The organism is Paenibacillus sp. FSL R5-0519, from assembly GCF_037974275.1.
GTDB lineage: Bacteria > Bacillota > Bacilli > Paenibacillales > Paenibacillaceae > Paenibacillus.
Genome location: NZ_CP150234.1, coordinates 3489048 through 3512476 on the forward strand (window position 1 = coordinate 3489048; position 23429 = coordinate 3512476).

20 protein-coding genes are annotated in these 23429 nt (G+C 45.0%); 3 read left to right on the plus strand and 17 right to left on the minus strand.

Translation table 11 applies throughout. The annotated features are described in order from the left end of the window. Positions 1-26: 26 nt before the first annotated feature. Positions 27-515 (minus strand): GNAT family N-acetyltransferase, encoded by a 489-nt coding sequence (locus tag MKY73_RS15675; protein WP_339302519.1) that lies wholly within the window; start codon positions 513-515, stop codon positions 27-29. Positions 516-722: 207 nt separating this feature from the next. Continuing rightward, complete coding sequence (locus MKY73_RS15680; protein WP_339302520.1) at positions 723-1346, minus strand: hypothetical protein; 624 nt, start codon at positions 1344-1346, stop codon at positions 723-725. A 192-nt stretch (positions 1347-1538) separates the two neighbouring features. Between MKY73_RS15680 and metE the strand changes: the two genes are divergently transcribed. Next, entirely contained in the window at positions 1539-3833 is a 2295-nt protein-coding gene (gene metE, locus MKY73_RS15685; protein WP_339302521.1) for a 5-methyltetrahydropteroyltriglutamate--homocysteine S-methyltransferase, read from the plus strand. A 187-nt stretch (positions 3834-4020) separates the two neighbouring features. Here the strand turns inward: metE and MKY73_RS15690 are convergent, their stop codons facing one another. The 7 genes from MKY73_RS15690 to MKY73_RS15720 all read right to left on the minus strand — a co-directional run bounded on the left by MKY73_RS15690 (position 4021) and on the right by MKY73_RS15720 (position 9456). Beyond that, the gene (locus MKY73_RS15690) at positions 4021-4563 is read right to left on the minus strand and encodes a redoxin domain-containing protein (protein WP_339302522.1); all 543 of its coding nucleotides are present in this window, start codon (positions 4561-4563) and stop codon (positions 4021-4023) included. Between the two features lie 11 nt (positions 4564-4574). Then, a complete protein-coding gene (locus tag MKY73_RS15695) occupies positions 4575-5288 on the minus strand; it encodes an ABC transporter ATP-binding protein (RefSeq protein ID WP_339302523.1) in 714 nt (237 codons plus the stop codon). Further along, positions 5281-6102 (minus strand): ABC transporter permease subunit, encoded by an 822-nt coding sequence (locus tag MKY73_RS15700; protein ID WP_339308620.1) that lies wholly within the window; start codon positions 6100-6102, stop codon positions 5281-5283. The genes MKY73_RS15695 and MKY73_RS15700 overlap by 8 nt, the downstream gene beginning before the upstream one ends. A gap of 28 nt (positions 6103-6130) precedes the next feature. Then, positions 6131-6712: a nitrous oxide reductase accessory protein NosL gene (locus MKY73_RS15705; protein WP_339302524.1), complete on the minus strand. Its 582-nt coding sequence runs from the start codon at positions 6710-6712 to the stop codon at positions 6131-6133. Continuing rightward, positions 6709-8097: a NosD domain-containing protein gene (locus MKY73_RS15710; RefSeq protein WP_339302525.1), complete on the minus strand. Its 1389-nt coding sequence runs from the start codon at positions 8095-8097 to the stop codon at positions 6709-6711. The genes MKY73_RS15705 and MKY73_RS15710 overlap by 4 nt, the downstream gene beginning before the upstream one ends. A 316-nt stretch (positions 8098-8413) precedes the next feature. Continuing rightward, a complete protein-coding gene (gene bshB2 / locus MKY73_RS15715; protein WP_339242556.1) occupies positions 8414-9112 on the minus strand; it encodes a bacillithiol biosynthesis deacetylase BshB2 in 699 nt (232 codons plus the stop codon). Then, a complete protein-coding gene (locus MKY73_RS15720) occupies positions 9112-9456 on the minus strand; it encodes a YojF family protein (RefSeq protein ID WP_339302526.1) in 345 nt (114 codons plus the stop codon). The genes bshB2 and MKY73_RS15720 overlap by 1 nt, the downstream gene beginning before the upstream one ends. A 256-nt stretch (positions 9457-9712) precedes the next feature. Here MKY73_RS15720 and MKY73_RS15725 point away from each other — a divergent pair, with 256 nt between their 5' ends. Next, positions 9713-10492, plus strand: coding sequence for a DUF817 domain-containing protein (locus MKY73_RS15725; protein WP_339302527.1), 780 nt, complete (start codon positions 9713-9715; stop codon positions 10490-10492). Between the two features lie 24 nt (positions 10493-10516). On the opposite strand, the gene MKY73_RS15730 is transcribed toward MKY73_RS15725, so the two are convergent. From MKY73_RS15730 to MKY73_RS15740, 3 genes are all read right to left on the minus strand, one after another. After that, the gene (locus tag MKY73_RS15730; protein ID WP_339302528.1) at positions 10517-11212 is read right to left on the minus strand and encodes a hypothetical protein; all 696 of its coding nucleotides are present in this window, start codon (positions 11210-11212) and stop codon (positions 10517-10519) included. Positions 11213-11358: 146 nt separating this feature from the next. Continuing rightward, the gene (gene murB / locus MKY73_RS15735; RefSeq protein ID WP_339302529.1) at positions 11359-12249 is read right to left on the minus strand and encodes a UDP-N-acetylmuramate dehydrogenase; all 891 of its coding nucleotides are present in this window, start codon (positions 12247-12249) and stop codon (positions 11359-11361) included. Positions 12250-12513: 264 nt separating this feature from the next. Continuing rightward, a complete protein-coding gene (locus tag MKY73_RS15740) occupies positions 12514-13494 on the minus strand; it encodes an SDR family NAD(P)-dependent oxidoreductase (protein WP_339302530.1) in 981 nt (326 codons plus the stop codon). A 248-nt stretch (positions 13495-13742) separates the two neighbouring features. Between MKY73_RS15740 and MKY73_RS15745 the strand changes: the two genes are divergently transcribed. Further along, the gene (locus tag MKY73_RS15745) at positions 13743-14417 is read left to right on the plus strand and encodes a methyltransferase domain-containing protein (protein WP_339302531.1); all 675 of its coding nucleotides are present in this window, start codon (positions 13743-13745) and stop codon (positions 14415-14417) included. Between the two features lie 71 nt (positions 14418-14488). On the opposite strand, the gene MKY73_RS15750 is transcribed toward MKY73_RS15745, so the two are convergent. From MKY73_RS15750 to MKY73_RS15770, 5 genes are all read right to left on the minus strand, one after another. After that, complete coding sequence (locus MKY73_RS15750; protein WP_339302532.1) at positions 14489-15895, minus strand: PQQ-binding-like beta-propeller repeat protein; 1407 nt, start codon at positions 15893-15895, stop codon at positions 14489-14491. Between the two features lie 193 nt (positions 15896-16088). After that, the gene (locus MKY73_RS15755; protein WP_339302533.1) at positions 16089-18140 is read right to left on the minus strand and encodes a serine hydrolase domain-containing protein; all 2052 of its coding nucleotides are present in this window, start codon (positions 18138-18140) and stop codon (positions 16089-16091) included. A gap of 111 nt (positions 18141-18251) precedes the next feature. Continuing rightward, entirely contained in the window at positions 18252-19553 is a 1302-nt protein-coding gene (locus tag MKY73_RS15760) for a GHKL domain-containing protein (RefSeq protein WP_339302534.1), read from the minus strand. Further along, positions 19554-20294: a LytTR family DNA-binding domain-containing protein gene (locus MKY73_RS15765; RefSeq protein WP_339302535.1), complete on the minus strand. Its 741-nt coding sequence runs from the start codon at positions 20292-20294 to the stop codon at positions 19554-19556. A 229-nt stretch (positions 20295-20523) separates the two neighbouring features. Beyond that, positions 20524-23343: a glycoside hydrolase family 2 TIM barrel-domain containing protein gene (locus tag MKY73_RS15770; protein ID WP_339302536.1), complete on the minus strand. Its 2820-nt coding sequence runs from the start codon at positions 23341-23343 to the stop codon at positions 20524-20526. Between the last annotated feature and the right edge of the window lie 86 nt (positions 23344-23429).

The window sequence follows — 23429 nt, forward strand, 5'->3', positions numbered from 1 at the left end:
CTCCTCTATCCGTTCAATAACGGAAGTTATGATTCATGCGTAACATTTACCTTTTCGTGTACCAGATCTTTCTGATAGGCCAATACTTTATCCCAATTGCCACTGAATACAGGGATTCGATAATACCCTACACGCTCATATAGTGCTGCAGCTTCCAGCTGTAATGGACCGGTTTGCAGTTTCAGGTTGGTATAACCAAGTTCGCTTGCAAGACGCTCCGCCTCAGCCAAAATAGCCTGGGCTATCCCCTTACGGCGGTAGCCACTGCGTGTATACATGCGTTTAACTTCTACAGATGTTTCATCAAGGGGTCTAAGTGCTCCGCAACCAACCGGGTACCCGTCGATCCTCGCAACGATAAAAGCCGCCCGTGGCACTTCAACGTCGGACAGTTGAAATCCCGCCGTTCCATCACCGCCATATAACAAACCGAGTTCTTCACTCAGTTCCTTGATCAATTGCAACGAATCCTCGTTGCGAATATCTTCAGCTGCTGCATGCACGATGTGTGTCACCCTACATACCCCCTTTATCTCATTGGACTTATTGGTTTTAATGATATGTCTAAATTATCATTCCCAACAGCAAGCGTCAATTCCCCCATCCATTGAATATTTCTATAAGTACGCCTCAACTCACTCCAGAATTGGAAAATTTAAAATTGTTTTGACATGAATGATTCCTATAATAATCACGACTATTCTCTAACATTTTGCATGTTACTATGGTTTGGCATACTGCAAAATGGCTGTAGCCGCACGAATTCGCAGCTCTTCTTCTTCACTGTGCAACGCTTCCTTCAGCACATGAATAGCTGCTTGAATTGTAGCTTCATCTATTGCTGTTGAGAGAGTGTGTGTTGCTTCAACTGCTATGCCGATTGCAAGTCCGCGATCCAGCTGTGCTTGTGAAACGGGATGCTCAAACTTTGCAAGTATGGATGAATCTTTTAGCAGCGACTGAACTTTGTCATTTAGCTCGGCGAGAGGAATACGACCCAACCATGTAACCCCGCGGCGGTGACAGATCAAGTCCTCTTCCGTACCAGCGGAATCGTCGTAATAATAATCCCCGATATCCCCCACATACGTCCATTCATCATCGCTAATTAATACATAATCTCCATCCTGCATGAGGTTGGCAAACATATGTAATGTCCCGAGTGCTCTCGCCAATTCTGCTTCATCCAAGCTAGCGTGTTGAACCAACTGTTCCTTCCATAGCTCCGGGGGCGTTTGCTCCAGATCTCCTGTACCGGACCAAGCGGTACCAATATAATTTTCTTCCATAAACGATGCTACTCTGTTGATTCCGTGCACGGTAGACTGGATGTGATACAGATTCATGCTTATCGCCCTCCCTTCAATCATTCGTATGAACATAGTTAACCATTGTAACATTACTGGTGTCTTTTTCAAACGTAATGATCACTTTTGTTATAGCCACAGGCTATAACTAGGTATAATTTAATGGAATTACGTTATAACTCCGGATCTGTGATAAATTTTGTGTAACATAAAGCAGAGGGGTTTTAAACGATGACGAAAAGTAGTGTATTGGGATATCCGCGTATTGGTGCTGATCGGGAATGGAAGAAAGCGTTGGAAGCGTTCTGGGCAGGCAAATTGGAGGAAACAGAATTTCACGCACGTCTGCAGGAGATCCGTATCGATCATTTGCGCAAACAACAAGCAAAAGGAATCGACCTCATTCCGGTGAATGATTTCAGTTATTACGATCATATCCTGGATACGGCCGTGATGTTCGGCATTATTCCTAAACGTTTTGCTTATGATGGTGGCTCGGTTCCGTTGTCTGTATATTATGGCATTGCCCGGGGTACGAAAGATGCCGCAGCGAGTGAAATGACAAAATGGTTTAACACCAACTATCACTACATCGTACCTGAACTGGATGGGGCTTCCCCAACTCTGACAGAGAACAAACCCCTTCTCGCATATCGTGAAGCAAAAGAAAAACTCGGCATTGAAGGAAAACCGGTCATTGTTGGACCATTAACCTTCCTGAAGCTCTCGAAAGGCTATGATAAATCCGAGACGGACGCTTGGTTGGACCGCTTGCTGCCACTTTATACTCAATTGCTTCAAGAACTTGCAAGTGAAGGTGTTCAATGGGTGCAGATCGACGAGCCTATCCTGGTAACCAAATTAAGCGTTGAAGATGTGCAGCGTCTGAATAAAATATATGAGACATTTGCGGCAGCCGTGCCGGGCCTGAATATCATGCTGCAAACGTACTTTGAATCTGTCGAAAACTACAGTGACATTGTGTCATTGCCAGTGCAAGGGATAGGGCTAGATTTTGTACACGGACTCTCTGGTAACATACAATCCATTCAAACATCCGGTTTCCCGGCAGACAAAGTGCTGGGTGCAGGTATTATTGATGGCCGTGGGATCTGGAAAGCTTCCCTTCAAGGCAAACTGAATTTATTGAATGAACTGGCTGAAATTGTGACGCCTGATCGTATCATCGTGCAATCTTCGTGCAGCCTGCTGCATGTGCCCGTTACAACTGCACGGGAGGCCAAACTTACATCCGAACTGAAGAATGCTCTTGCATTTGCAGATGAAAAGCTGGATGAGATTGTTCTTTTGACAACAGCCTTATCTTCACCAAGTTCAGAGATTACCGCTAAAATAGACGAAGCCGAGCTTCCGCTTCAAGCGCTTCAGCAATCCGAAGATCGGAACCGTACTGCTGTACAGGAAGCCGTTGCTTCCATTAGTGTTCAACAGCCAGAGCGCTCCCGTCCGTTTGCCGAGCGTCATGAAACTCAACAGGCCAAATGGCAATTGCCACTCTTCCCGACGACAACGATCGGCAGTTTCCCGCAATCTGCTGAAGTCAGAAAAGCACGTCAGTTGTGGCGAAAAGGTGAGTTGAACAACGAACAGTATGCTGCCTTCATCCGGGAGCAGATTGATATCTGGATTAAGCTTCAGGAAGAGATCGGAATTGACGTATTGGTACATGGTGAGTTTGAGCGTACCGATATGGTTGAGTTCTTTGGCGAGAAACTTGCCGGTTTTGCCTTTACACAGTTCGGCTGGGTACAGTCGTATGGTTCACGTTGCGTGAAGCCACCTATTATCTTCGGGGATGTTGCGTTTACGGGTGAAATGACGGTAGAAGAAACGAAATATGCTCAATCGCAGACCGATCGCCCTGTTAAAGGCATGCTGACTGGCCCAATTACCATCATGAACTGGTCGTTCGTACGGGAAGACATTGCTCGGGAGCAGATTGCCTATCAATTGGCGTATGCGCTAAGACAGGAAGTTGAGGCACTTGAACAGGCAGGCATTGGCATGATTCAGGTTGACGAGCCGGCTGTTCGCGAAGGGCTTCCGTTGAAGGAAAATGAACAAGCTGATTACCTGGCCTGGGCGGTCAAAGCGTTCCGCATTTCCACGTGCACGGTGCACGAAACGACCCAAATTCATACGCATATGTGCTATTGCGAGTTCCATGACATGATTGATTCCATCGAAGCCATGGATGCAGATGTCATTTCTATTGAGACGTCCCGTAGTCACGGCGAACTGATTCATAGTTTTGAAGAAAATACGTATGAGCTGGGTATTGGTCTTGGCGTATATGATATCCATAGTCCACGGGTTCCAAGTGTGGATGAAATGAGCAGCATGATTGAACGCGCCCTGCGTGTTCTTGATCCGAAGCTGTTCTGGATCAACCCGGACTGCGGATTAAAAACCCGTGGACAGGAAGAAACGGTGGCTTCCCTCCGTAACATGGTGGATGCAACCAGAATCGCCCGTACCAATTACGCTTCCACTGCTGTATTATAATCTCTGCTGCGAAGCAGCATATTTAAAAAAGCAAAGCCGGACACCCCTTCGTTAAACGGGTGTTCGGCTTTTTATCTGGTTACATTTTGTAGTTACTTTTACCGTACCTTCATTTCACTTGTATTATCGGCGATCTTGGGCGACCTTGGGGGTTCCTGCCGCTTTTCTCACCATCCAACTCTTACGACTAAATACTCTCTTCCAGCCATTGCTGCAAAGGGATGTCTTCAGTAAGTTCGCCCAGCAATATGTGACGGAACTTCCCTTCCTTATCAATAACCATCGTAGCGGGCAAACCCGTAATACGATACATCCCTGATATGTTACCCGTCACATCAATGATGACCGGAAAATCAAATGCTTGCTTATCCATAAACTCACGAATCGTACCCTTCGATTCCCCCACGTTAACAAACAGGGTTGCCACATCATTCTGATAGTCCTGGGCAATCTGATGTACGAGCGGCATCTCCCTTACACAGGGCGTGCACCATGAAGCCCAAAAGTTAATCATGACGGCTTTGCCCCGATAATCCGACAACTTCACTTGCTCGCCTGCTGAATTAACCGCTGTGAAATCAGGGGCCCTTGCCCCTACTTGAATCATGTTGGCTCGCCCTGACTCAGGTGTCGATACATTTTCAAAAATAGCCCATGCACTTGCTAACAAAGCAAACAAACCAATCAAAATTGTAAGAGTACGTCTGCTCTTAAGATTCTTCTTCTGCACTGAACTCACCTTCACTTTAACCCAAGACTTTGATGAAATGCTGCATGGAGCGAACCGAATTGATCACGAAAGTCACGGGTTGAGCCCTCTCCCACACTACGTCCCTGGTTCATGAATATCACCTGATCCGCAATATCATCTGCAATCTCCAGCTGATGGGTTGAGAACACGACCATGTGGCCATCCTGCTTGATACCCTTGAGGAGCTGAGCTAATTCCTGCATCCAGAACGGGTCCAATCCATTTGTTGGCTCATCCATGATGAGCAATGGAGGTTTGGACAGTACAGCTTGAGCGAATAACACACGTTGGCGCATCCCTTTGGAGAAAGTCGTAACCCGGTTTTTCTTTTGACTCTCCAAACCTACCATAGTCAGTACTTCCTGTACTCTCCCCTTGGGAACTTTCCGCAGAGAAGCCCAGAACAGAAGCATTTCCTCCGCACTTAATCCCTGATTAAATTGATAATCATCCGGCATATATCCAATCTGCTGTGAATAATGTTTGCGCTCCTTCAACCAACGAATATTGTTGACTATAACTTCACCGGTGGTAGGCTGAAGAATTCCAGCGATCATACGCAGCACCGTGCTCTTTCCTGCACCATTGCCTCCACAGAGGGCAAGCACTTGGCCAGAATTCATGCGAAAGGAGATATCCTCAACAATCGGTTGCTTTTTAATGGATTTGCACAATCCTATCACTTCGAGTCCCGCTTTATCCATGAGAACGCCCCCTCTCCCAGATCGCGTATATGGTCAGGACAGAGCAGGTTATCCAGAACAGGCATATCCCGATGAAAATCCAACTGCCACTGGGTTGCTGCACCCACTCCACCCATTGATAATATTCAGGCCCCAGAATGGATCCGCCTCCCAGTTTGATGACTACGAACAATCGCACCAGCTCAGCCGGATTGATGAACGTTAGCATAACCAGCATCGGTTTGACCCACAGATAAGGCATCAATCCCAATACTGAGAGCAGTAACGTTGGCCATCCAATGACTGCGAAAAACCATACGGTCACCGAGATGGTTAATGCCTGCCACCGATTGCGCGACAACGAACCGATGAATAGAGCCAGTGTTAGAAATAACATCACCAGTCCACACGAGAATGCCAGAAAGAGAAGATATGTCATGACATCCAGTGGATTCCCGATTACTCCGCTAATCACTCCCATCAGGCCGTATCCGAATGCAACAATGGTAATCAATACAATCGACAACCCAACATACTTGCCCACAATAAAGGACATCGTACCAATGGGATATGTCGCTAACAGTTGCCAACTGCCATCTTCCTTTTCGGATGTTAATGAGAAGGAACCGAGGAACAGCGTCATTAATGGCAAAAGGTATAGAATCAGATTCAGCATCGAACCTGTTGTGCCCGAATATCCTTGAACCAGATTCTGCGAATTCAGGAGTAACAAGCTTAAGCTAAATGTGCAAAAAAGAATCAGAAACGAATATGCCCAGGGATTGCGAAATCCCATCTTCACTTCCCGTCTTGCAATCTGTATCATATCTGCCATCATTGATCACCATTTTCTATGGTCATGCCTAGTGGCCTGACTCTTCTTTCGTCTCATCTTCCTGGTGTGTCTTATCACTCATTCCATCGTCACTCATACCCTCTTCTCCGTGCCCATGTTCACCCATCATGTCCATACTCTCTGTATTTTGTTTCCAGTCATGCGATGCAAGATCCTCAGCAGTCATAATGGTCCCCACACCTTGCTCCGCAACGAACGCTTCAGCCGATGGCTTGTCCTTGAAAGTTAGAATTCCATAGGCCATAGGCGTGCGCAATGAAGCATCATATACATACGTGGCTTTGCTGTATTCAATCCATTCCTTGTCATTATAATCACGCACATAGTCCATGCCGATGTTATCTGTGCCATTCTCTGTTTTCCACTGGTTCATGCAACCGATATCATCAAACTTGTAATTTTGGCCGTCTTTTGTGGTGAGCTGCGTTGCATATGCATCATCCTTCACCTGCATTTTACATATCGCGCAGATATCCACCTCTTCATTGATCGGCAATGCCGCGTACTTTGTTCCGCAAGCTGTTAATAATACGATGCCAAACATAAGTACCATAAGCATTGACCATCTTCCGTTCAAGCTTTTGTTCATTTTCGTGATACCCCCATATAGATAATGATAAAAGTCGCTATACCCAGCAAAGCTAGCCCAATGATCCAAACCATATGGGTGCCTGTAGCTGTTTCCACTGTTATGTGCAGATCAGATCCCTTATCCATGCTCATTCGTGGCGACTTGTCAGTAGTCCATTGTTCTCTTCCTTCTGTATACAAGTCACTCAGAAAGACCATGCCCGGTGATTGAAAAAAGAGCTGATACGCAGAATTTCGACTGACCAGTTGCTCATAAAAAGGATTGATCGCATAGGAAATCTCACTGATTCCGTCCTGATTTAGATCGAGCCCCTGAAAGGAGTCCCAGTAATTCTCCATCATGACATTGTTCGGGCTATCCAAAGCCGAAGCCTCAATAACATTAGAGACCCATTGGTTATGTGTAAATTCGTTATCTTCTGCAAGAACCAGCTGAATGCCCACAAAATTCCGAAGTACCGCATTGCCACGGATCTCATTGCCTGATGACTCTGCTATATTCATACCGACACGGTTACCCTCCACCACATTGTTGAGTACAGAGGACTGATGTACGTCATACAACAGAATGCCTTGGGAATGAACATGGGTACTTTGTTTGCGAAAAGAATTGCCCGATATAACCGTATTCTTGACGCCCATGATCATGGCACCTGTCATGTTCTCCTCTCCGGTATTGTCCATGACAGAAGATCCGTCTATGTACATACAGTGGATGCCATACCTTGTATGTAACAGCCTGTTATTTCGAACGGTAGATATGCGACTGTTCTCCAGATAGATGCCATCCCGCATGCCTGTGATCTCATTGCCTTCAATGTAGCTGTCATGGGCGTTGTACAGATCAATGCCATTGCCCTTCTGGCTACTGGTTGCAGAACCAGACCCCACCCAAGTGATCTTGTTCCGCTGAATCGCCGCCTGACTTGAATTCCGGATGATCATCCCAAAACCCTGGGTCTGAATATGCAGATCCGTGATCTCACTGTTGTTCCCTTCAACCTGAATGGCTGCAGTCTGTGCATTCGCATCATGTTCAATGGTAAAACCTCTCAACTTCACCCCATCCGAACGAATCATTATTGTAGATGTGGCTTCCGGGTTAACAACAATGACCGTAGTATCGCCCTGAATAGTGATGTTCTTATCAATCGTTATGGGGCCTGCATATCGGCCTGACTCAAGTACAATGACATCTCCGGATGTAGAACGGTCAATCATTGGCTGAAGGGGAATGAGATCACGTTCTACAGAGGCGGCCATGGCCTTTCCCTGCGGGAAATACAATAGGGCAATCAACATGCTAATTAGAAAAGGCAGGACCAGGCCCCTGCTTTTCTTGCAACAGCCAAACACACGCAACCTTTCCCCAAAATTATTCATGATTCATCCCGCGCAAATCTGGCTCCTTGTTGCTAAGGTGTAATACTGTGGCGTTGTGTTTAACAGATCTTACGTCAATCTCAAACATACTTTGGCTGTACACACCATCCCTCCATTTCACTCAGAATCATTCATCCTTATTCCTCATCCATTGAAGCAACCCAATAATGAAGCGTTATCACAATCCTGATCACAGTGTACTTAAAACGAATTTTTTTCCATATAGCTCAATTAGGCTATAGACAGCACATTTTTGTGTCGATATTGTGATGTAACCAAAAAAAGCCGCCATAATGGCGACTTCTAAGTGATTCGATTATTCAAATGGATAGGTCCAAAATTTTTCTCTACCAAAGCGTTTCTTGATTTCTTCATCATCGAGCTCACGATTTCCGACAAGCTCTGCTGCCTGGAATTGGGAACGATGGGCACGAATTGATGCCATTTTTTGACTTAAAAATCCAGTCACATCAACGAATACATCTGCTGTGCCAATGAATTGTTCATGATTATTCGAAAACGCAACACAGTGAACCACTGGCCGCTCAGCTACAGGAAGACGAGTAATCGTGCGAATGACGGCTTCTCCCGTAGCATCATGATCGGGATGAACACTGAAGCCCGGATAGAAGGTGATGACGAGCGACGGTTTCAGTTCCTCAAGCAGTGCCATAATACAATCGTCGAGCAGCTGCGGGTCTTCAAACTCAATCATTTTATCGTGAAAACCGAGCATTCTTAAGTCCTGGATTCCGATCGCTGCGGAAGCTTCGATCAGTTCTTGCTTGCGGATCGCAGGCAATGTGACTCTGTTGGCAAAGGGAGGAATGCCCATGTTGCGCCCCATCTCGCCAAGTGTCAGACAAGCGTAGGTTACATGGGCACCGCCATCTATGTATTTGGCTAATGTTCCCGATACAGAGAAAGCTTCATCATCCGGATGTGGATACACCACCAAGATTCGCTCATGCTCATTGTGTGTCGTATTCATGGTTTTTCCATCCTCCACTTTCATCAGAACATCTCCCGACTCAGTTGTAACGCGACAACCAGCTTGCCTTGAGTGTCGTGACCAGCCAGAATAAGTCTTTCGTTTTCCTGTTCGTCAATATGTGTAAGACCCTCGGCATATATCCATCCCTGAGTGGTTTTTAGACCTACCCGGTATGGACCCGTACCCGAAATGGAGCCCTGCGTATATCGTATGGCCGCATTGGTAATGAATGCCGATGCCGGATGCTTCGAACTATCATAATGATGTGCATATGCACCTGACGTGAGTTCCAGATGTACGTATAAGTCCTGATCAGCAAGTTCACTGATTCGGAGCTGAATATCTTGAGGTTTGATCGGTTGCATGGCGGCCTCCTTGTCTATTGTTAATTGTTCGAATTCCATTTTAACATAACCACGAGAGAATATACATGGAAGGACCGAGTCATCACGGTTGAGGAATACAATGCTGAAAAACAAGAACAGATTCGTGCGTTTTTTTCTCTTTTTATTCACAGAAATATCTATATGATGAAGTGTAGGCAAAAAAACGCCTATGATAAACACCCTAAATCTTAAATAAATCTGGCTCCAACGTGTTTGGAAAGGAGTTGAATCTGAAATGAAACCTATAGTACAGCTACTTCATTTCGGCTATCATCAGGCGATGAGCTGCATATTTCCTGTAGCGATCTTTGGCACATTGGCCCTATCCAGCATCATCCCAATTCCTTTCCTTTATCGATATGATGCGATCCTGCTGGTATTGCTTGTTGTACAGTACCTGATGTATCGAAGCGGCTTGGAAACCCGGGATGAAATCAAGGTCATCTGTGTATTTCACATGATTGGCCTGGCGCTGGAAATCTATAAAGTATGGATGGGTTCATGGTCATACCCTGAGCCAGCGTACACCAAAATCCTTGGTGTCCCTTTATACAGTGGATTCATGTATGCGAGTGTAGCCAGCTTTATGTGTCAGGTATGGCGAAGATTGCGAATGGACATGACTGGATGGCCTGGTACATTACCTTCCGTTCTGCTCGGTGCAGCCATATATATCAACTTTTTCACCCATCATTTTATTCCCGATTTTCGCTGGTGGCTAACGGTGCTTGTATTTATTGTCTTTTGGAAAACATGGATTATCTACCGGGTACGGGCAACGACCTATCGAATGCCGTTATCCATTGCTTTTGTCATTGTTGGTTTCTTCATCTGGACTGCGGAGAATATCGCTACATTCTTCAATGGCTGGAAATATCCCGATCAGCATGATGCCTGGCAACTGGTTAGCTTTAGCAAGATCAGTTCGTGGTTCCTGCTGGTGATCATCAGCGTCATCATCGTTGCGCAGCTCAAATATGTGAAAGCCAATCGAACAACAGATGATCCTGCGTAATATCCATCATCACATCCTTATGAATCATCGTTCAACATTCAATGAGCCGCTGTCATTCGCATCTTCAATTCGCTTGCTTGCTATAAGTTCGCCCTCAACATTATAAGCTTGAATTGTATATGGGAGATCTGCTGCGGGTGGCAGGAAAACATACCAGATTAGCTGGCTCCGACTCACTTCAACCAATTTGCTTTCTATCTCTACTGGTTTTCCATTTTGCTTGATTTCAATAGTTACACGCTTAATGGTTGGATCTACGATGTCACCAAACAACATCGGAAACGGGGCCGAGACTTTATCCAACTTCGGTATATTCATATAATTCAAAGCAAACTTGGTGTGTAGACCCTCACTTATGGAATAACCTCCACCCCATACCCATTTCCATCCGAACATGTTCTTGCGGGCATACTCCATCTGAAGATTACTGTTTTTTTCCCGACCCTTTTTTTGTGTGAACAAAATCATACCTCCGTCTACAGCCTCCTGATGAATAAATTGGGAGGTATAAAATTCACCTCTAAATTCCTGAACTGCCCTCTCAGGACTATTCGCTATAGGAATCTGTATAGGTTCACTTAATCCCCAAACTTTAGATATGCGTTGATCCGCTAGCCCCCCTGCACGTTCATTCATATACATATATGTCAGGACTGACAAGGGCAAGAGTACAATTACCATTGTGATGATTAGCAGGATTCTCCTGTTACGTTTGGACATCTCCGAGTGCACTCCTTATAATAACGATGAAATATTAATAACATTCACTCTAATATTACCATAATTAGTATATGGATTCTTGTACGAATCCAATGTGTCCAATCAAAAAAGGTCGCCAACGGCGACCTTTCAAGTATTCATCGAAGCTATTCTCCCAGGAAGATCACTTCGGTTTCCAATTCAACCTGGAACGTATCATGTACTTTCTTCTGAATAAACTGAATCAGATCCATGTAATCCTGGGCAGTAGCGTGATCCACATTTACGATAAAACCCGCATGTTTCATGGAGATCTCTGCACCTCCGATACGAGTGCCTTGCAAGTTACAATCCTGAATCAGTTTACCGGCAAAATGTCCTTCGGGTCGTTTAAATACACTTCCACAAGAGGGGAACTCAAGCGGCTGCTTGGATTCTCTCATGAACGTTAATTCCTTCATTTTGCTTGCAATATCTTCCTTGTTTCCTTTTTTGAGCCCGAATTCGGCCTCCAGTATGATATAGTGATCCATCTTGAAGAGACTATTTCGATAACCAAACTTCATCTCTTCTCGCGGGATCTCCAATACTGTACCGTCTTTGGTGATCACAGTCGCTCGTTCAACAACATCTTCGATCTGACCCCCATAGGCACCCGCATTCATGTAGAGTGCGCCCCCCGTGCTTCCGGGAATACCGCAAGCAAATTCCAAACCGGTTAAGCTATGCTCCAAAGCAAGCCTGGATACATCAATGATATCAACGCCACTTTGCGCAATCATACTGTCTCCACTCACTTTAATTTGATCGAAATGACTAAGGGAAATGGTTACACCACGGATACCTCCATCTTTGATGATGACGTTGGAGCCTTTGCCAATAACCGTCAGCGGCAATTGATGTATGTTGGCAATCTCTACGATTTTAGTGATTTCGTCTATCGTTGTTGGATGGATGAGGATATCTGCTTTACCACCAATTTTAATAAACGTGTGATTTTTTAGCGGTTCATTGAATTTTACTTTTTCTAAAGGTATGTGTTGCTCAAAAATATTCATGATTTTCTCTCCCTGCGTTCTCAAAAAGAACATGATTCCTCTATTTTAAATGGAAAAGCACTCACATTACAATCCATCACATTTATTTCACTTCACTGAGCCGTATAATGTATCCTTTCTTCCCTCTATTCTGATATATGATATTCACCTAACCATGAGGGATGTTACTTTCTCAAATAGTATGAGCAAAATAAAAAAACGCTACTGACAACTTCAGTAGCGTTTAGTGTGAATCTCGATTTAATTATTGTGTAACTCAAGGATTTATGTGGTTGGGATATCCGTATCCGTCAGCTCTACGGACAGATTCCATAGACGAAGAGCTTGCTCAGGATCTATCGCATATTCTTTCACCCCATAGAAACCTCCATCTTCAGGAGCCATTTCACTGATGTCACAATCCTCGCAGTAGACACCGCCTTTGCCCTCAAGCTGAGGAGAAGTTGCTGCCCAGACTTGCGTTGCCGCCCCCTGTTCAAGTGTTTTGAATGCAGGATTGGCCACTTGTCCAGATTCATCAATCCAGCCCAATGCGATCATCTCATCTTTAGGCATATGACGCTGCAATGGCGTCATAATTCCACCTGGATGAACCGAGAACGCACGCACTCCCTGTTCAGCACCACGTCTGTCCAGCTCAACGCTGAATAAAATGGTTGCTGTTTTGGACTGTCCATAGGCAGGGAATTTCTCATAATCATGCTCAAACTGGATGTCATCCCAACGAATCGGTGAGAAATGATGTCCCGCTGATGCCAAGGAAACAACACGTGCGCCACCCTGATTTGCAAGTGCTGGCCATAACAGATTAGTCAATGCAAAGTGGCCTAGGTGATTGGTTGCAAATTGAGCTTCCCATCCAGGACCAACACGCGTCTCCGGACAAGCCATGATGCCCGCATTGAGAATTAACATGTCGATGTTGCGATCACTCGACAAAAACCGCTTGGCAAAGGCACGAACACTTGAGAGATCCGCGAGATCCAGTTCGTCAATTTCCACACCGGACAGTCCGGATAGAGCTTCTTGGGCAACAGCTGGTCGGCGTGCCGTCACAATGACCTGAGCACCTGCTTGGACTAGCGCGCGTGTCGTCTCCAGACCCAGGCCGGAATAACCGCCTGTTACAATAGCAAGTCGTCCTGTCAGATCAATATTGCTTAATACGTCCTCCGTTGTACTCCGATGATTGAATCCCGAGTCAATTTTATGTTGTAAGGTTTTATGGATATCTTCTTGTGTCATCTCATCCGTCTCCTTTGAAATAGTTCATTTTCTTTCTGATGCAAGTTTACACCTTAGAGTACACTCTAGGTCAAATGCAGCAAATCATTCGTCTTTACTTCTCCGTTCAATCTAAAAAAAGCCGCCAGTTGGCGACCTTTTGACTCGGAACCCATAGTTCCAGCCTATGAACTTATCCATAATCGGTATTTCCCTTGTTTCCTTCCAGTTTGTAAACTATGGAGAAAACCTCAAGGAGTGATGAGCACATGGAACTCTCCGTAAAGCAGCTTTTCGATAAGGTAGCCCAGGATTATGATGTGCAGCGTAAACAGCTTATCCCTTGTTTTGATGATTTCTATGGAATGGCTCTGAATCTAATGGAATGTTCGCTCGATTCACCTCGTATTCTTGATCTCGGTGCAGGAACGGGGCTTCTCTCCGGATTGGTCCTGCAAAAGTACCCCAACGCCCGATTAACCCTGATCGACATCAGTGATCAGATGCTCGAAGGGGCACGTGAAAGGTTTGCTGATGCTAGAGAAGTAGAGTACTTGGTTGGAGATTACTCAAGTTACAACTTCACCAGTTCCTACGATATGATTATTTCCTCCCTATCTATTCACCATCTGACCCACGCTGACAAGAAAAAGGTGTTTGAAACTGTACATAAGCTGTTAGAACCAGGTGGTCGCTTCATCAACGCAGATCAGGTTCAAGGAAGAACTCCTGATACGGACACCTATTACCGCCAGCGCTGGTTAGAAGCAATTCATCAAAGTGGTTTGTCTGAGGAAGCCATCTCGGCTTCGATCGAAAGACGCAAGGTGGATATCAATGCTACGCTGGAGGATCAGTTTATGTGGTTGGAAGAAGCGGGGTTTCCTGTGGTTGATTGCATGTACAAATCCTTGGACTTTGCGGTATTTTACGCGCAAAAATAAAAAAGACCGGATTAGAGGCGCAAGCTATGCCATGATCCGGTCTTCTCCCTATAATTTTCATTCTGAAACCATTATTTCAGCGATGCTGGAAGCTTAACGCCAAGAAGTTTGCCTTCAGCCTGGATAATAATCATTACGTTTGTCTTCAACGTCGTGTTGTGCAGGTCACCACCGGTGGAGACTCGAAAAGCAGGCTGCCCCGTCATCGTGTTGAGTGCAAGTAAAGTGCCGTTACGTTGTGCTCGATACATTCCTTTACCGTAAACATCGATCTGAGAAACGGGGGCATCACCATGCCACTGTACCTTCTGACCATTAGCCAGCTTAATGCCTGTGAGTTCTCCCGTGTTGGCATTTCTGAAGATCAACCGTTCCTGTGTAATGCCAACCCACACCATATTTTCTCCATGAGGGCTACGAAAAGTTCGAAGTGGCGTGGGTTCAGACTTGGTTGAAGTCAATGAATACTCGGCTATTTTGTCCCCTTGCAAAATGTATAGTTTATCTTTACTCGTAAAAATTCCGCCATACCCATTTTCATACGGTGGATCACCAGGGATTTTCCAGGTGTATTCCTGACTTCCTTTTAACACACCCGTCTTCAGGTTGTACGCATTAACTTTCCATTTGCGTTCAGGCGAAGATTCGTCATCATCTCCCAACATTGGAGTATAGTAATCCGCTGAATATACAAGACCGTCTTTGATCTGAAGAGCCTCCCCCTGACCAAAATGACCCCATAGCTTCTTGCCTGTTTTCTTGTCGTACGCATTAAGCTGAGTGGATGTAAGTGCTCCTTGAACAAAAAAAGTTCTCAGCACCACACCATTAGCTTCTTCCAGATACTCAGTACCATGACCTTCCCCTAATGGTTCATCTGCCGACCAACGCAATTTGCCTGACTTGATATCCAGTGCAAACGTTGTACTTCCTTTAATCACGTAGAGCGTATCCATTGTTGGCACCAACACTTCTGTACGTTGAACCGTATCAATCCAGGTGGATGTGACAGATTGCCATTTTGCTTTGCCTGTTTTTGCATTCAAGGCATAAGGCTTATGATCACTGGTCAGTCCGTAAAGGACGCCGCTTTGATAGATGATATAAGGTGTCAGATCTTTGCCGTAAGTCCACAACCTTTTACCTGTTGTCGCATCAAGTGCCACCAACTTCGATCCAGCAAACGTGAATACTTTGCCTTCTTCTGCAATGGCACTTGCTCCGATGTACGTCTCATTCATATTCAAATAGTTATCTACATTTGCTGTCCAAGTAGGTTTCAGTTCAGGTACAGTGATTCGCTGATACGAATACCAGTTACGAATGGATACATCCGATGCTTCAGCATGTGCCTGAGATGGCAGTACGCCGATGACTCCATGAACCATCAGCATTCCGGCAGTAAGACCAGCAATGATGGGTCTGCCTGCACTTCTTTTATAATGCTTCATTGTGTGACGTTTATGTCGATTGATCATAGAAAGTGATTCCTCCTGTGATAAATGAGCCTGATATATAACTACATAAAATATAACGAGCAGTGAGACCGAAAAGTTAACCGATTGTTAAATTATTCTAAAAAATAAAAAAAGCCGCCAGTTGGCGACTTTCTGAATACTACATTAGTTATGTGACACGTTGGGAACGTGCCTTTGCAACAAGGTCCCTGCTTTACTTTAATTCAATCTGGAATACATCACCGGCGTTGCCACCAAAAACGATAAAACCACTTTTCGGCAGCTTCGTCGATTTCTGATGGGTTGCTACAGAGAAATCAACCACTTCCCCTTGTTCATTATACACAGCATAACCGCCGGAGTTCGGAGAATTCACCGTAATAGATTTATTCGCCGATCGGGCGTCAATGGCATACCAACGGGCTTGACCGTTAGCCGGGATAGTCGTAATTCCTTTTTTACCACCAAAGATTGGATTAATTGCATCCTCTGCAATGTATTCCTGCCCATCCTGGATCAAAATCTCGGCACCATTCTTCGTGTAAAATTGCAGATCGAACGCATCTCTTCCATTCATCACAGGAATCTGGGCGATGTTCTTCGCATTATTCGCATCCAAGATTTCCGTGCCATTGGCGTAACCATTTTGGGCATCAACAGACAGATTTTTGATCAGCATCGATGGAAGCAGATAAAAGATCGATGTTATTTTTTCATCCAATGCGTAATATTTCGAGCCGTCACGAGCTGTCCATTTCTCTTTTGTTGTTGCATCCAGCGCATGTTGCTCCAGCTTTTGATAATCGTATGTGTTCATTATGGTTTGGCCTATCCCAGGTAACGTTATCACGGCCTGAACTTTAACATACACCTTGTCATTACGTTCCTTCACAAAACTGGCTTTCACGCTGCCATCTGTACTTGTAAAATGTTCATCCCCTGTGTACACGTAGTTCTGCTCCGGGACAATTCCACCCAACAAGGCAGGCAATGTGAATTCGCCATCCTTGATCTTTATGTCCAATGTTTCTCCTACCGTACCATAAAGACCAGAGTATGTGTTTAATTCTGTGGGCATCTTCACTTTATCGGGTGACGAGAAGGCCTGATCGGGCTTCACCTTGTCAATAATACCTTGATCGGCCAGAACTTCCAGCAGCACTTTGCTGGCAAACATCTGATTGTAGACGGAAGATCCACCAGAGGATAGGACCGCCATAGAAATATCATGTTCCGGTATAGTGATTAACACGGCATGGTATAACATGGTATCTCCGCCTTTGGCAAACGCGGTAATCCCATAATCGCTAAAAGGTGCAAGGTCAACCGAATCCCACCCCAAGCCATAATTGATCGTATTTTGCTCATCTGATACCCACAAGCCCTTACGATATTCATGAGCTTGCATGGCCTTCACAGCAGATTCGGACAGAATATCCGGTCTATTCCCCATCAAAACCTCTCCGAATTGACTCAACTCCTCTGCGGTAGAGTACACTCCGCCTGTACCGATAATGTTTGCATTTTCGGTTGGCATCTTCATTGCAAGTGTTGGCCAATAGGTTTCAGATAACTGCTTTCTATCAAAGTCATCCATTGGCGTTTTCGTTGATTCCAACTTTAATGGCTCGCTGATGAACTTGGCGATATATTCGCTGTAGCTTAATCCGCTCACCCGTTCAACCAGGATTTCAAGCAATTGAAAACCGTCATTGGCGTAGACGGAGTATGCGCCAGGTTTGGATTTCAGTTTTTCGGACTGAAGTTTGAGCAATAGTTCATCATGATTGCGGGTGTCATTATCGTCAAACAACATACTGTTTCCATAATGTGTACCGTAAAGACCGGATGAATGATTCATCAACATGCGCGGTGTGATTTGAGTATATCGCGGATCTGTCATCTTAAAGTCTTTGATATACGAAGTAAGCGGCTCATCCAGATCTATTTTGCCGGAATCAACCAGCTTCATGGCGGCTGCCGTAACAACCATTTTGCTAACCGAACCTATGCCATACATGCTTTCCTTGTCTATAGGTTTTTGTGATGCCTTGTCGTGCAATCCAACACTATCTGATAAAATGAGTTTCCCTTCGTCCCTGATCGCATATTGTACACTGGTGACACCGTAGTTTTGCACCATCTCCGTGGCGATCTGCTCCGCCCGTGTCTCAATCGTTGTACTGGTATTCTCCTTTGCGCTGACATCTGTCATCGGCGTAATTACAATCACGGCTGTACATAAAAGACTAATTAATTTTTTCATCCCAATGTCCTCCCTCAAATGTTCTTATGAATGAATTCATCATATCCGGGAAATGACAGATCGAACGCATTTGGACCCTGAATGGAAAAAAACAATCCCCGAACGGTATGTTCAGGGATTGTCGGTGTGAAACGGAAGCACGACCATGTTGTTAAACTTCCGAAACGGATGTTCAATACTCATATGTCCGCCATATTTCTCGCATATTCTCGAGATATTGGTTAGACCGATGCCATGGTACTCGGGATTTGGCTTTTCACTTTTCAACTCAACGATCGGTTTCTCTACATGATTCATAATCTGGATGACAAGTGCAGTTGATGTGGAGTGAATGGCAATGAGGATGTATCGATCCTCGGCCTGTCTAACTTTCTTGGAGGCCTCAATTGCGTTATCAAGCATGTTACCAAGCACGACACACAGATCATATCGATCGATTTGGATATGTTGCGAGTGGAGCTGGATTTTGGTGTCGATTTTGATCCCGTTTGCCTGCCCCATAGCCAGGGTATTCGTAACGAGTGCATCAATGACCAGATTGCCGGAGTTCACCCGCTGATACGCACCTTCAATGGTATCTAATGTAGACTGGATATGGTCACCTGCCGCCGCCAGTTCGTTACGTTGGATACATTCATCAATATACAGAAACTGCTGATTGATATCATGGATGATGGATTTAATGTTTTTGAAACTGTGAACGGTCTTCTCATAGTTGGCATCCTGGTAATCCATCTGACGCTGTAACTGGGTATTTTCATGCGTGAGCTGTACCTTTTCCACCATATTATCGAATACATAAACAATGAATACATTGAGAAATAGAGAACCTAGTACAGAAAAGACGTAGAAAATGTTTTTTTCACTATAGATGGAGGCCACATTGATCTGATAGATCGTGATTAACGGCACAATGAGAAACAACAAATAATAACGATAATGCACAGCAAAACCTCTGCGTTTCGCGACTAGACGTACAATTTGAATAACAATGAACATGATACTGCAACCAAGCAGCATCACCTTGGAGAGAATCCAGTGATTTTCACCATTGAACTGTTCCCATGAGATGAAGTCTCCTGTGGATTCCAAAACGCCAAGAATATATACGGCTATCGTATTCGCCATCGTAATCAAAACCCCATACAGGATGGTAAACACAAGCTTGATTTTAAGCTCCACATCATAGGAGAGTGCCAGACTGAAGATTAATACCAGGGCAATCGCAGTCGAAACGAGGTCGGAGAAGGAAGTTGCCAAATAAAAGTAATCCAACAGCACAAATACCAAGAAATAGACTGCTCTACGCGGCTTCCGCTTGGACTTCCCCAACACAGAGTCAAAATAAAAATTTGCCTGGAAAGCCATAAGTAAGGTCACGAAGATGATGGAAAACATCATATACATGTCCATTTACTGAACCCTCATAATCATGTATTTGGTATAAGCATCCTTGACTTCCTTAATCTTGGATCTGCCTATGGGCAGCTCCGTTCCATTCAACATAACGACTTGAGTACCGGAAAACTTCTGCACGTGCATCAGATTAATGATAATCGAGCGATGAATCTGCAAAAAACCATGGTCTTTCAAACCGGAAGCATAGCTGGATAAAACCCCTTTGGTCTCATGCACATTTTCTCGTGTCACCACATTCAACTTGTTCTTGATCGTTAAGCTTTTGACGACCTCCATCCAGAGGATGTCATCATATTTCAGCAGCAATTCATCATAGTCTGACTTGATCAGCACATACTTTTTCTCCAATGCCTGAAAATATTGACACAGCTTAATCATCTTCTCATCGAAAACATGTGGCTGAATTGGCTTGATCAGATATTGAAAAGTGATGACATCGAAGCTCTCCACCATGTATTCCGGGTAACTGGTCAAGAACATAATCTGTACATCCAGAAACTTCATATTCCTGATCTCTTTAGCGGTCTGGATTCCGTTCATTCCGCCCATCTCCACATCCAGGATGAGAATATGAAATGTATCACCAACCTCTCTGTAGTGTGAGTGCAGTTGTTCTCCAGATGTGAATAGGCTAATTTGAAAATCAAAATTGGTTTTTAGAGATAAAGAGACCAGCATTGATTTCACACGATCTCGCTGCTGCTGCTCGTCATCACAGATTGCAATATTAAACATGGAGGGACATCCGCCTTTCATCAACATCGACTCTGAATTTCACTCTCGAATATACTATATTAGCATAGGTTTCGGTGTCGAATTGGGATGAACTGCTTAATATTAACCTTGAAGTGTAAGAAAATGAAAAAATGCCAAATACCCTTCCACGAATGAAAGGGTCTTATAAGCATATTTCTGAGAATACATGTTTAAGCAATAGGTATCTGCTGCCTCTACACAACTAGTCTTAGTTAAACAACTTGCGAAGTTCCTCGACTTCCAGGCTGGCAGCTGGCTGATAGGCCGGACTTTGTACATAACGCTGGAAGCTGTATAACAACTGTCTGCCCTCCAATGTAGTCATCAAACGCTCCAGATTCAGCGCTCCCATCAGCACTCTACCCTTCCCGACCCGACACTCCATCAACAGGCCGAGCTTGTGGTTTCGTTCAAAATTATCAATGGTCTGCACGATTGGCCGCAGCTCCTTATTCAGCTCATCCAGAATGATGGATGACGATTCAGAAACGATGCTCCACCACGGATAGGTTGAGTGCTCCTCTGTGACAAAATGTTCGAAGACCGGATGATCCTGTTGAATTAACAAGCCCATTGTGCCCACAGGTACTTCTCTTTTCATATTCTCCGATATCGATCGGAACATCGGGTAAGACCAGAAGTCGGTGCTATAGAATCCTTGGATCGCGTGTTGAATCTGATCAGGATTCGGGAATAGTAAAATATCCTCGCCCTGCTCAAGCAGCGCTAACGCCTGTTCCGAGAGTTCGGTAAATAGATTCAGACCGCTTAGATCCACTTCGACTTGCCCCGGGTAGATCCACAAGTCGTAAGACTTACGGATATCCGTGCCCAGAATGCACAATTTCAGCTCCACTTTGGTCATATTGGAAACCTCAGGAATACGAATGCTAAGATCCGTGATACTCACATAATGTTCTCCATTGAACGCTGGTAGGTCAGCTCTCCCTTCTACAAGGATGCCGTCTTGTTGCTGCTCGCTTAGTAGCTCCCACTTTAGTTGAAATCCATCCAACACTTGTCTCCGGAAGTAACTTAGTTCAATACGCGCTTCGAATAACTCACCAGCTCGATAGTTATATTTGGGGAATCTCGCGAGCAACACCGCATCGGAACAGAACGTTCTCCACTCTTCAGGTGTAATCATGCCTTTGGAATCCATGAATGCGTCCAGTACACCTACCAGCGCTGTTCCCTGACCACTGAAATCCTGGAGATCCAGTAGTTGGAAACCTGCTAGTTGCTGCGAACGAAAAGCCGCTTCCAATTCTTCTTTGTAACAGGCGACTGCAAGCTTGCCAGAGGCCCTGAAGTAGGCTTCTGCCAGATGTCCCAATCCTTTGGCTTCCAGACGCTCTCTGAATACTTCGAAGTTTTTGGCTTTAAGAGAGCCTGTATACTTGCTGATCTCCTCAAAATTCGGAAACGTGGCATACTGTCCAATTTCATGCGAGATGATCGGTACATGTGAGACGAGTTGATCACTTCCGGCTTCAGCCTGCACCGTTTTGGAACTTGTGCCATATTGGATCTGAATCTCTTTGTCCCCCATTTGAGCAGCAGGGCCAGCATCACTACCTTGCTCAGGTACAATGTTCGAATCATAATCCTTCAATGTGTTGGGCAAGTCGGTCTGTACATGTCCTAGCGGCGCATCACACATGGCATACGAACCTCTGAACAGACGCTCTTTTGAGAATCGAACCCCACAAAAGAATTCACTTTCCTCCAGAATGTCCGGTACAAACTGAAAGTTGTTGGAGCCTTCGGTATATAGGTGACGATGATCATATGCTTTGTATGCTTTCAGAATTAAATTCAATCTGTCCTTGCTGCCCCAAAGTTCATTTCCCAAGGACATCATGACAAACGAAGGATGATTACCAAAAGCTCGCAGCATCGCATATCCCTCGCTGATCAAGTAATCCTGCTCTACTTGATTGTGTGCATCGGAGGATTCGTCCGTAATGGTTCCCCAGAACGGAAGCTCAGGTTCCATATAGATGCCGAGCAGATCAGCCGCAATGAAAGCAGCCTCTGGAGGACAACAGGTATGGAAACGGTAGTGATTAATGCCGTAAGACTTGGAGATCGCGAGAATGCGAACCCATTCATCCACATCGGTTGGCGCATATCCCGTGAGCGGAAAGATCAGCCCGTCATGTTTGCCCCGAAGAAACGTTTTGCGACCATTAATCGTGAATTTGTCCCCAGCTGCCCGGAATTCCCGTAATCCTGTCCATACTTCGGTGGAGTCCAGTATTTCCCCGTTCTCGTCTTGCAGTTGAATGTCAAGTTGATACAGATTAGGCTCATCATCACTCCATAACATGGCATCTTCGCCAATCTTATATGTCAGCCCAATCTCCTGCGAATCCGGAATGAAACTCTGTTCCTTCGTCGTATGAACCGGATCTGCACTGACAGCAACAGCGGATATGACGATATGTACTCCTCTCAGCTCACCGACAAGTGCTCCTTTGATCTCAAAAGACCGATTCGCAAGATCAGGGTAGACCTGCACATTATCCAGAAATACATGCTCAAAAAATTGAAGTTCCATCTTCCCGGTAATCCCGTTCCAATTGGTCTGCGTGTCTTCAGATGTAAGATGACCGCCTTTGGTTGGATAATTGGTATTGTCCACTCGAATCGTGATCGTATGTGTCCCAGCCGTTAACCCTGCCTCCAACTCGTAACGGTGAGGTGTATTTAAACTGTTTTGCGTGCCCCATTCCACCCCATCAATCCAAACTGTGGTTACTCGTGTTCGTTCCAGGTGCAAGAAGCAACGTTTATTCGCCAAATGTTCGGGAATATCAATCTCACGTGAAAACCAGGCATATCCTTCAAACAAATACTCATCCGTCAGCGCACCGATTAACACCTGTTCATTTTTCTTGCCTTTGCCCGCATGAGAAGTTGTATTAGGTAAAGTAATAACGTCTGAGAAATTCAGACCATTCTCCACTTTATGCTCATCGAGCTGAAGTTTCCAGACACCTTCCAGATTTAATGCAGCTATCATAATTTTGTCTCCTCTGAATTCATCTGTTTAATAGAAGTAATCGCTTCCAAATCACAGAAACCGTTTTCGGTAAATCATACCTGTAT

What these genes read in the sequence shown, in the direction of transcription:
- MKY73_RS15740 (WP_339302530.1), bottom strand. Translation starts at nt 13,494, where the DNA reads ATGACACAAGAAGATATCCATAAAACCTTACAACATAAAATTGACTCG.
- MKY73_RS15680 (WP_339302520.1), bottom strand. Translation starts at nt 1,346, where the DNA reads ATGAATCTGTATCACATCCAGTCTACCGTGCACGGAATCAACAGAGTA.
- bshB2 (WP_339242556.1), bottom strand. Translation starts at nt 9,112, where the DNA reads ATGAAAGTGGAGGATGGAAAAACCATGAATACGACACACAATGAGCAT.
- MKY73_RS15720 (WP_339302526.1), bottom strand. Translation starts at nt 9,456, where the DNA reads ATGCAACCGATCAAACCTCAAGATATTCAGCTCCGAATCAGTGAACTT.
- MKY73_RS15730 (WP_339302528.1), bottom strand. Translation starts at nt 11,212, where the DNA reads ATGTCCAAACGTAACAGGAGAATCCTGCTAATCATCACAATGGTAATT.
- MKY73_RS15755 (WP_339302533.1), bottom strand. Translation starts at nt 18,140, where the DNA reads ATGAAAAAATTAATTAGTCTTTTATGTACAGCCGTGATTGTAATTACG.
- murB (WP_339302529.1), bottom strand. Translation starts at nt 12,249, where the DNA reads ATGAATATTTTTGAGCAACACATACCTTTAGAAAAAGTAAAATTCAAT.
- MKY73_RS15760 (WP_339302534.1), bottom strand. Translation starts at nt 19,553, where the DNA reads ATGGACATGTATATGATGTTTTCCATCATCTTCGTGACCTTACTTATG.
- MKY73_RS15695 (WP_339302523.1), bottom strand. Translation starts at nt 5,288, where the DNA reads ATGGATAAAGCGGGACTCGAAGTGATAGGATTGTGCAAATCCATTAAA.
- MKY73_RS15725 (WP_339302527.1), top strand. Translation starts at nt 9,713, where the DNA reads ATGAAACCTATAGTACAGCTACTTCATTTCGGCTATCATCAGGCGATG.
- MKY73_RS15710 (WP_339302525.1), bottom strand. Translation starts at nt 8,097, where the DNA reads ATGAATAATTTTGGGGAAAGGTTGCGTGTGTTTGGCTGTTGCAAGAAA.
- MKY73_RS15700 (WP_339308620.1), bottom strand. Translation starts at nt 6,102, where the DNA reads ATGGCAGATATGATACAGATTGCAAGACGGGAAGTGAAGATGGGATTT.
- MKY73_RS15705 (WP_339302524.1), bottom strand. Translation starts at nt 6,712, where the DNA reads ATGAACAAAAGCTTGAACGGAAGATGGTCAATGCTTATGGTACTTATG.
- metE (WP_339302521.1), top strand. Translation starts at nt 1,539, where the DNA reads ATGACGAAAAGTAGTGTATTGGGATATCCGCGTATTGGTGCTGATCGG.
- MKY73_RS15765 (WP_339302535.1), bottom strand. Translation starts at nt 20,294, where the DNA reads ATGTTTAATATTGCAATCTGTGATGACGAGCAGCAGCAGCGAGATCGT.
- MKY73_RS15745 (WP_339302531.1), top strand. Translation starts at nt 13,743, where the DNA reads ATGGAACTCTCCGTAAAGCAGCTTTTCGATAAGGTAGCCCAGGATTAT.
- MKY73_RS15750 (WP_339302532.1), bottom strand. Translation starts at nt 15,895, where the DNA reads ATGATCAATCGACATAAACGTCACACAATGAAGCATTATAAAAGAAGT.
- MKY73_RS15770 (WP_339302536.1), bottom strand. Translation starts at nt 23,343, where the DNA reads ATGATAGCTGCATTAAATCTGGAAGGTGTCTGGAAACTTCAGCTCGAT.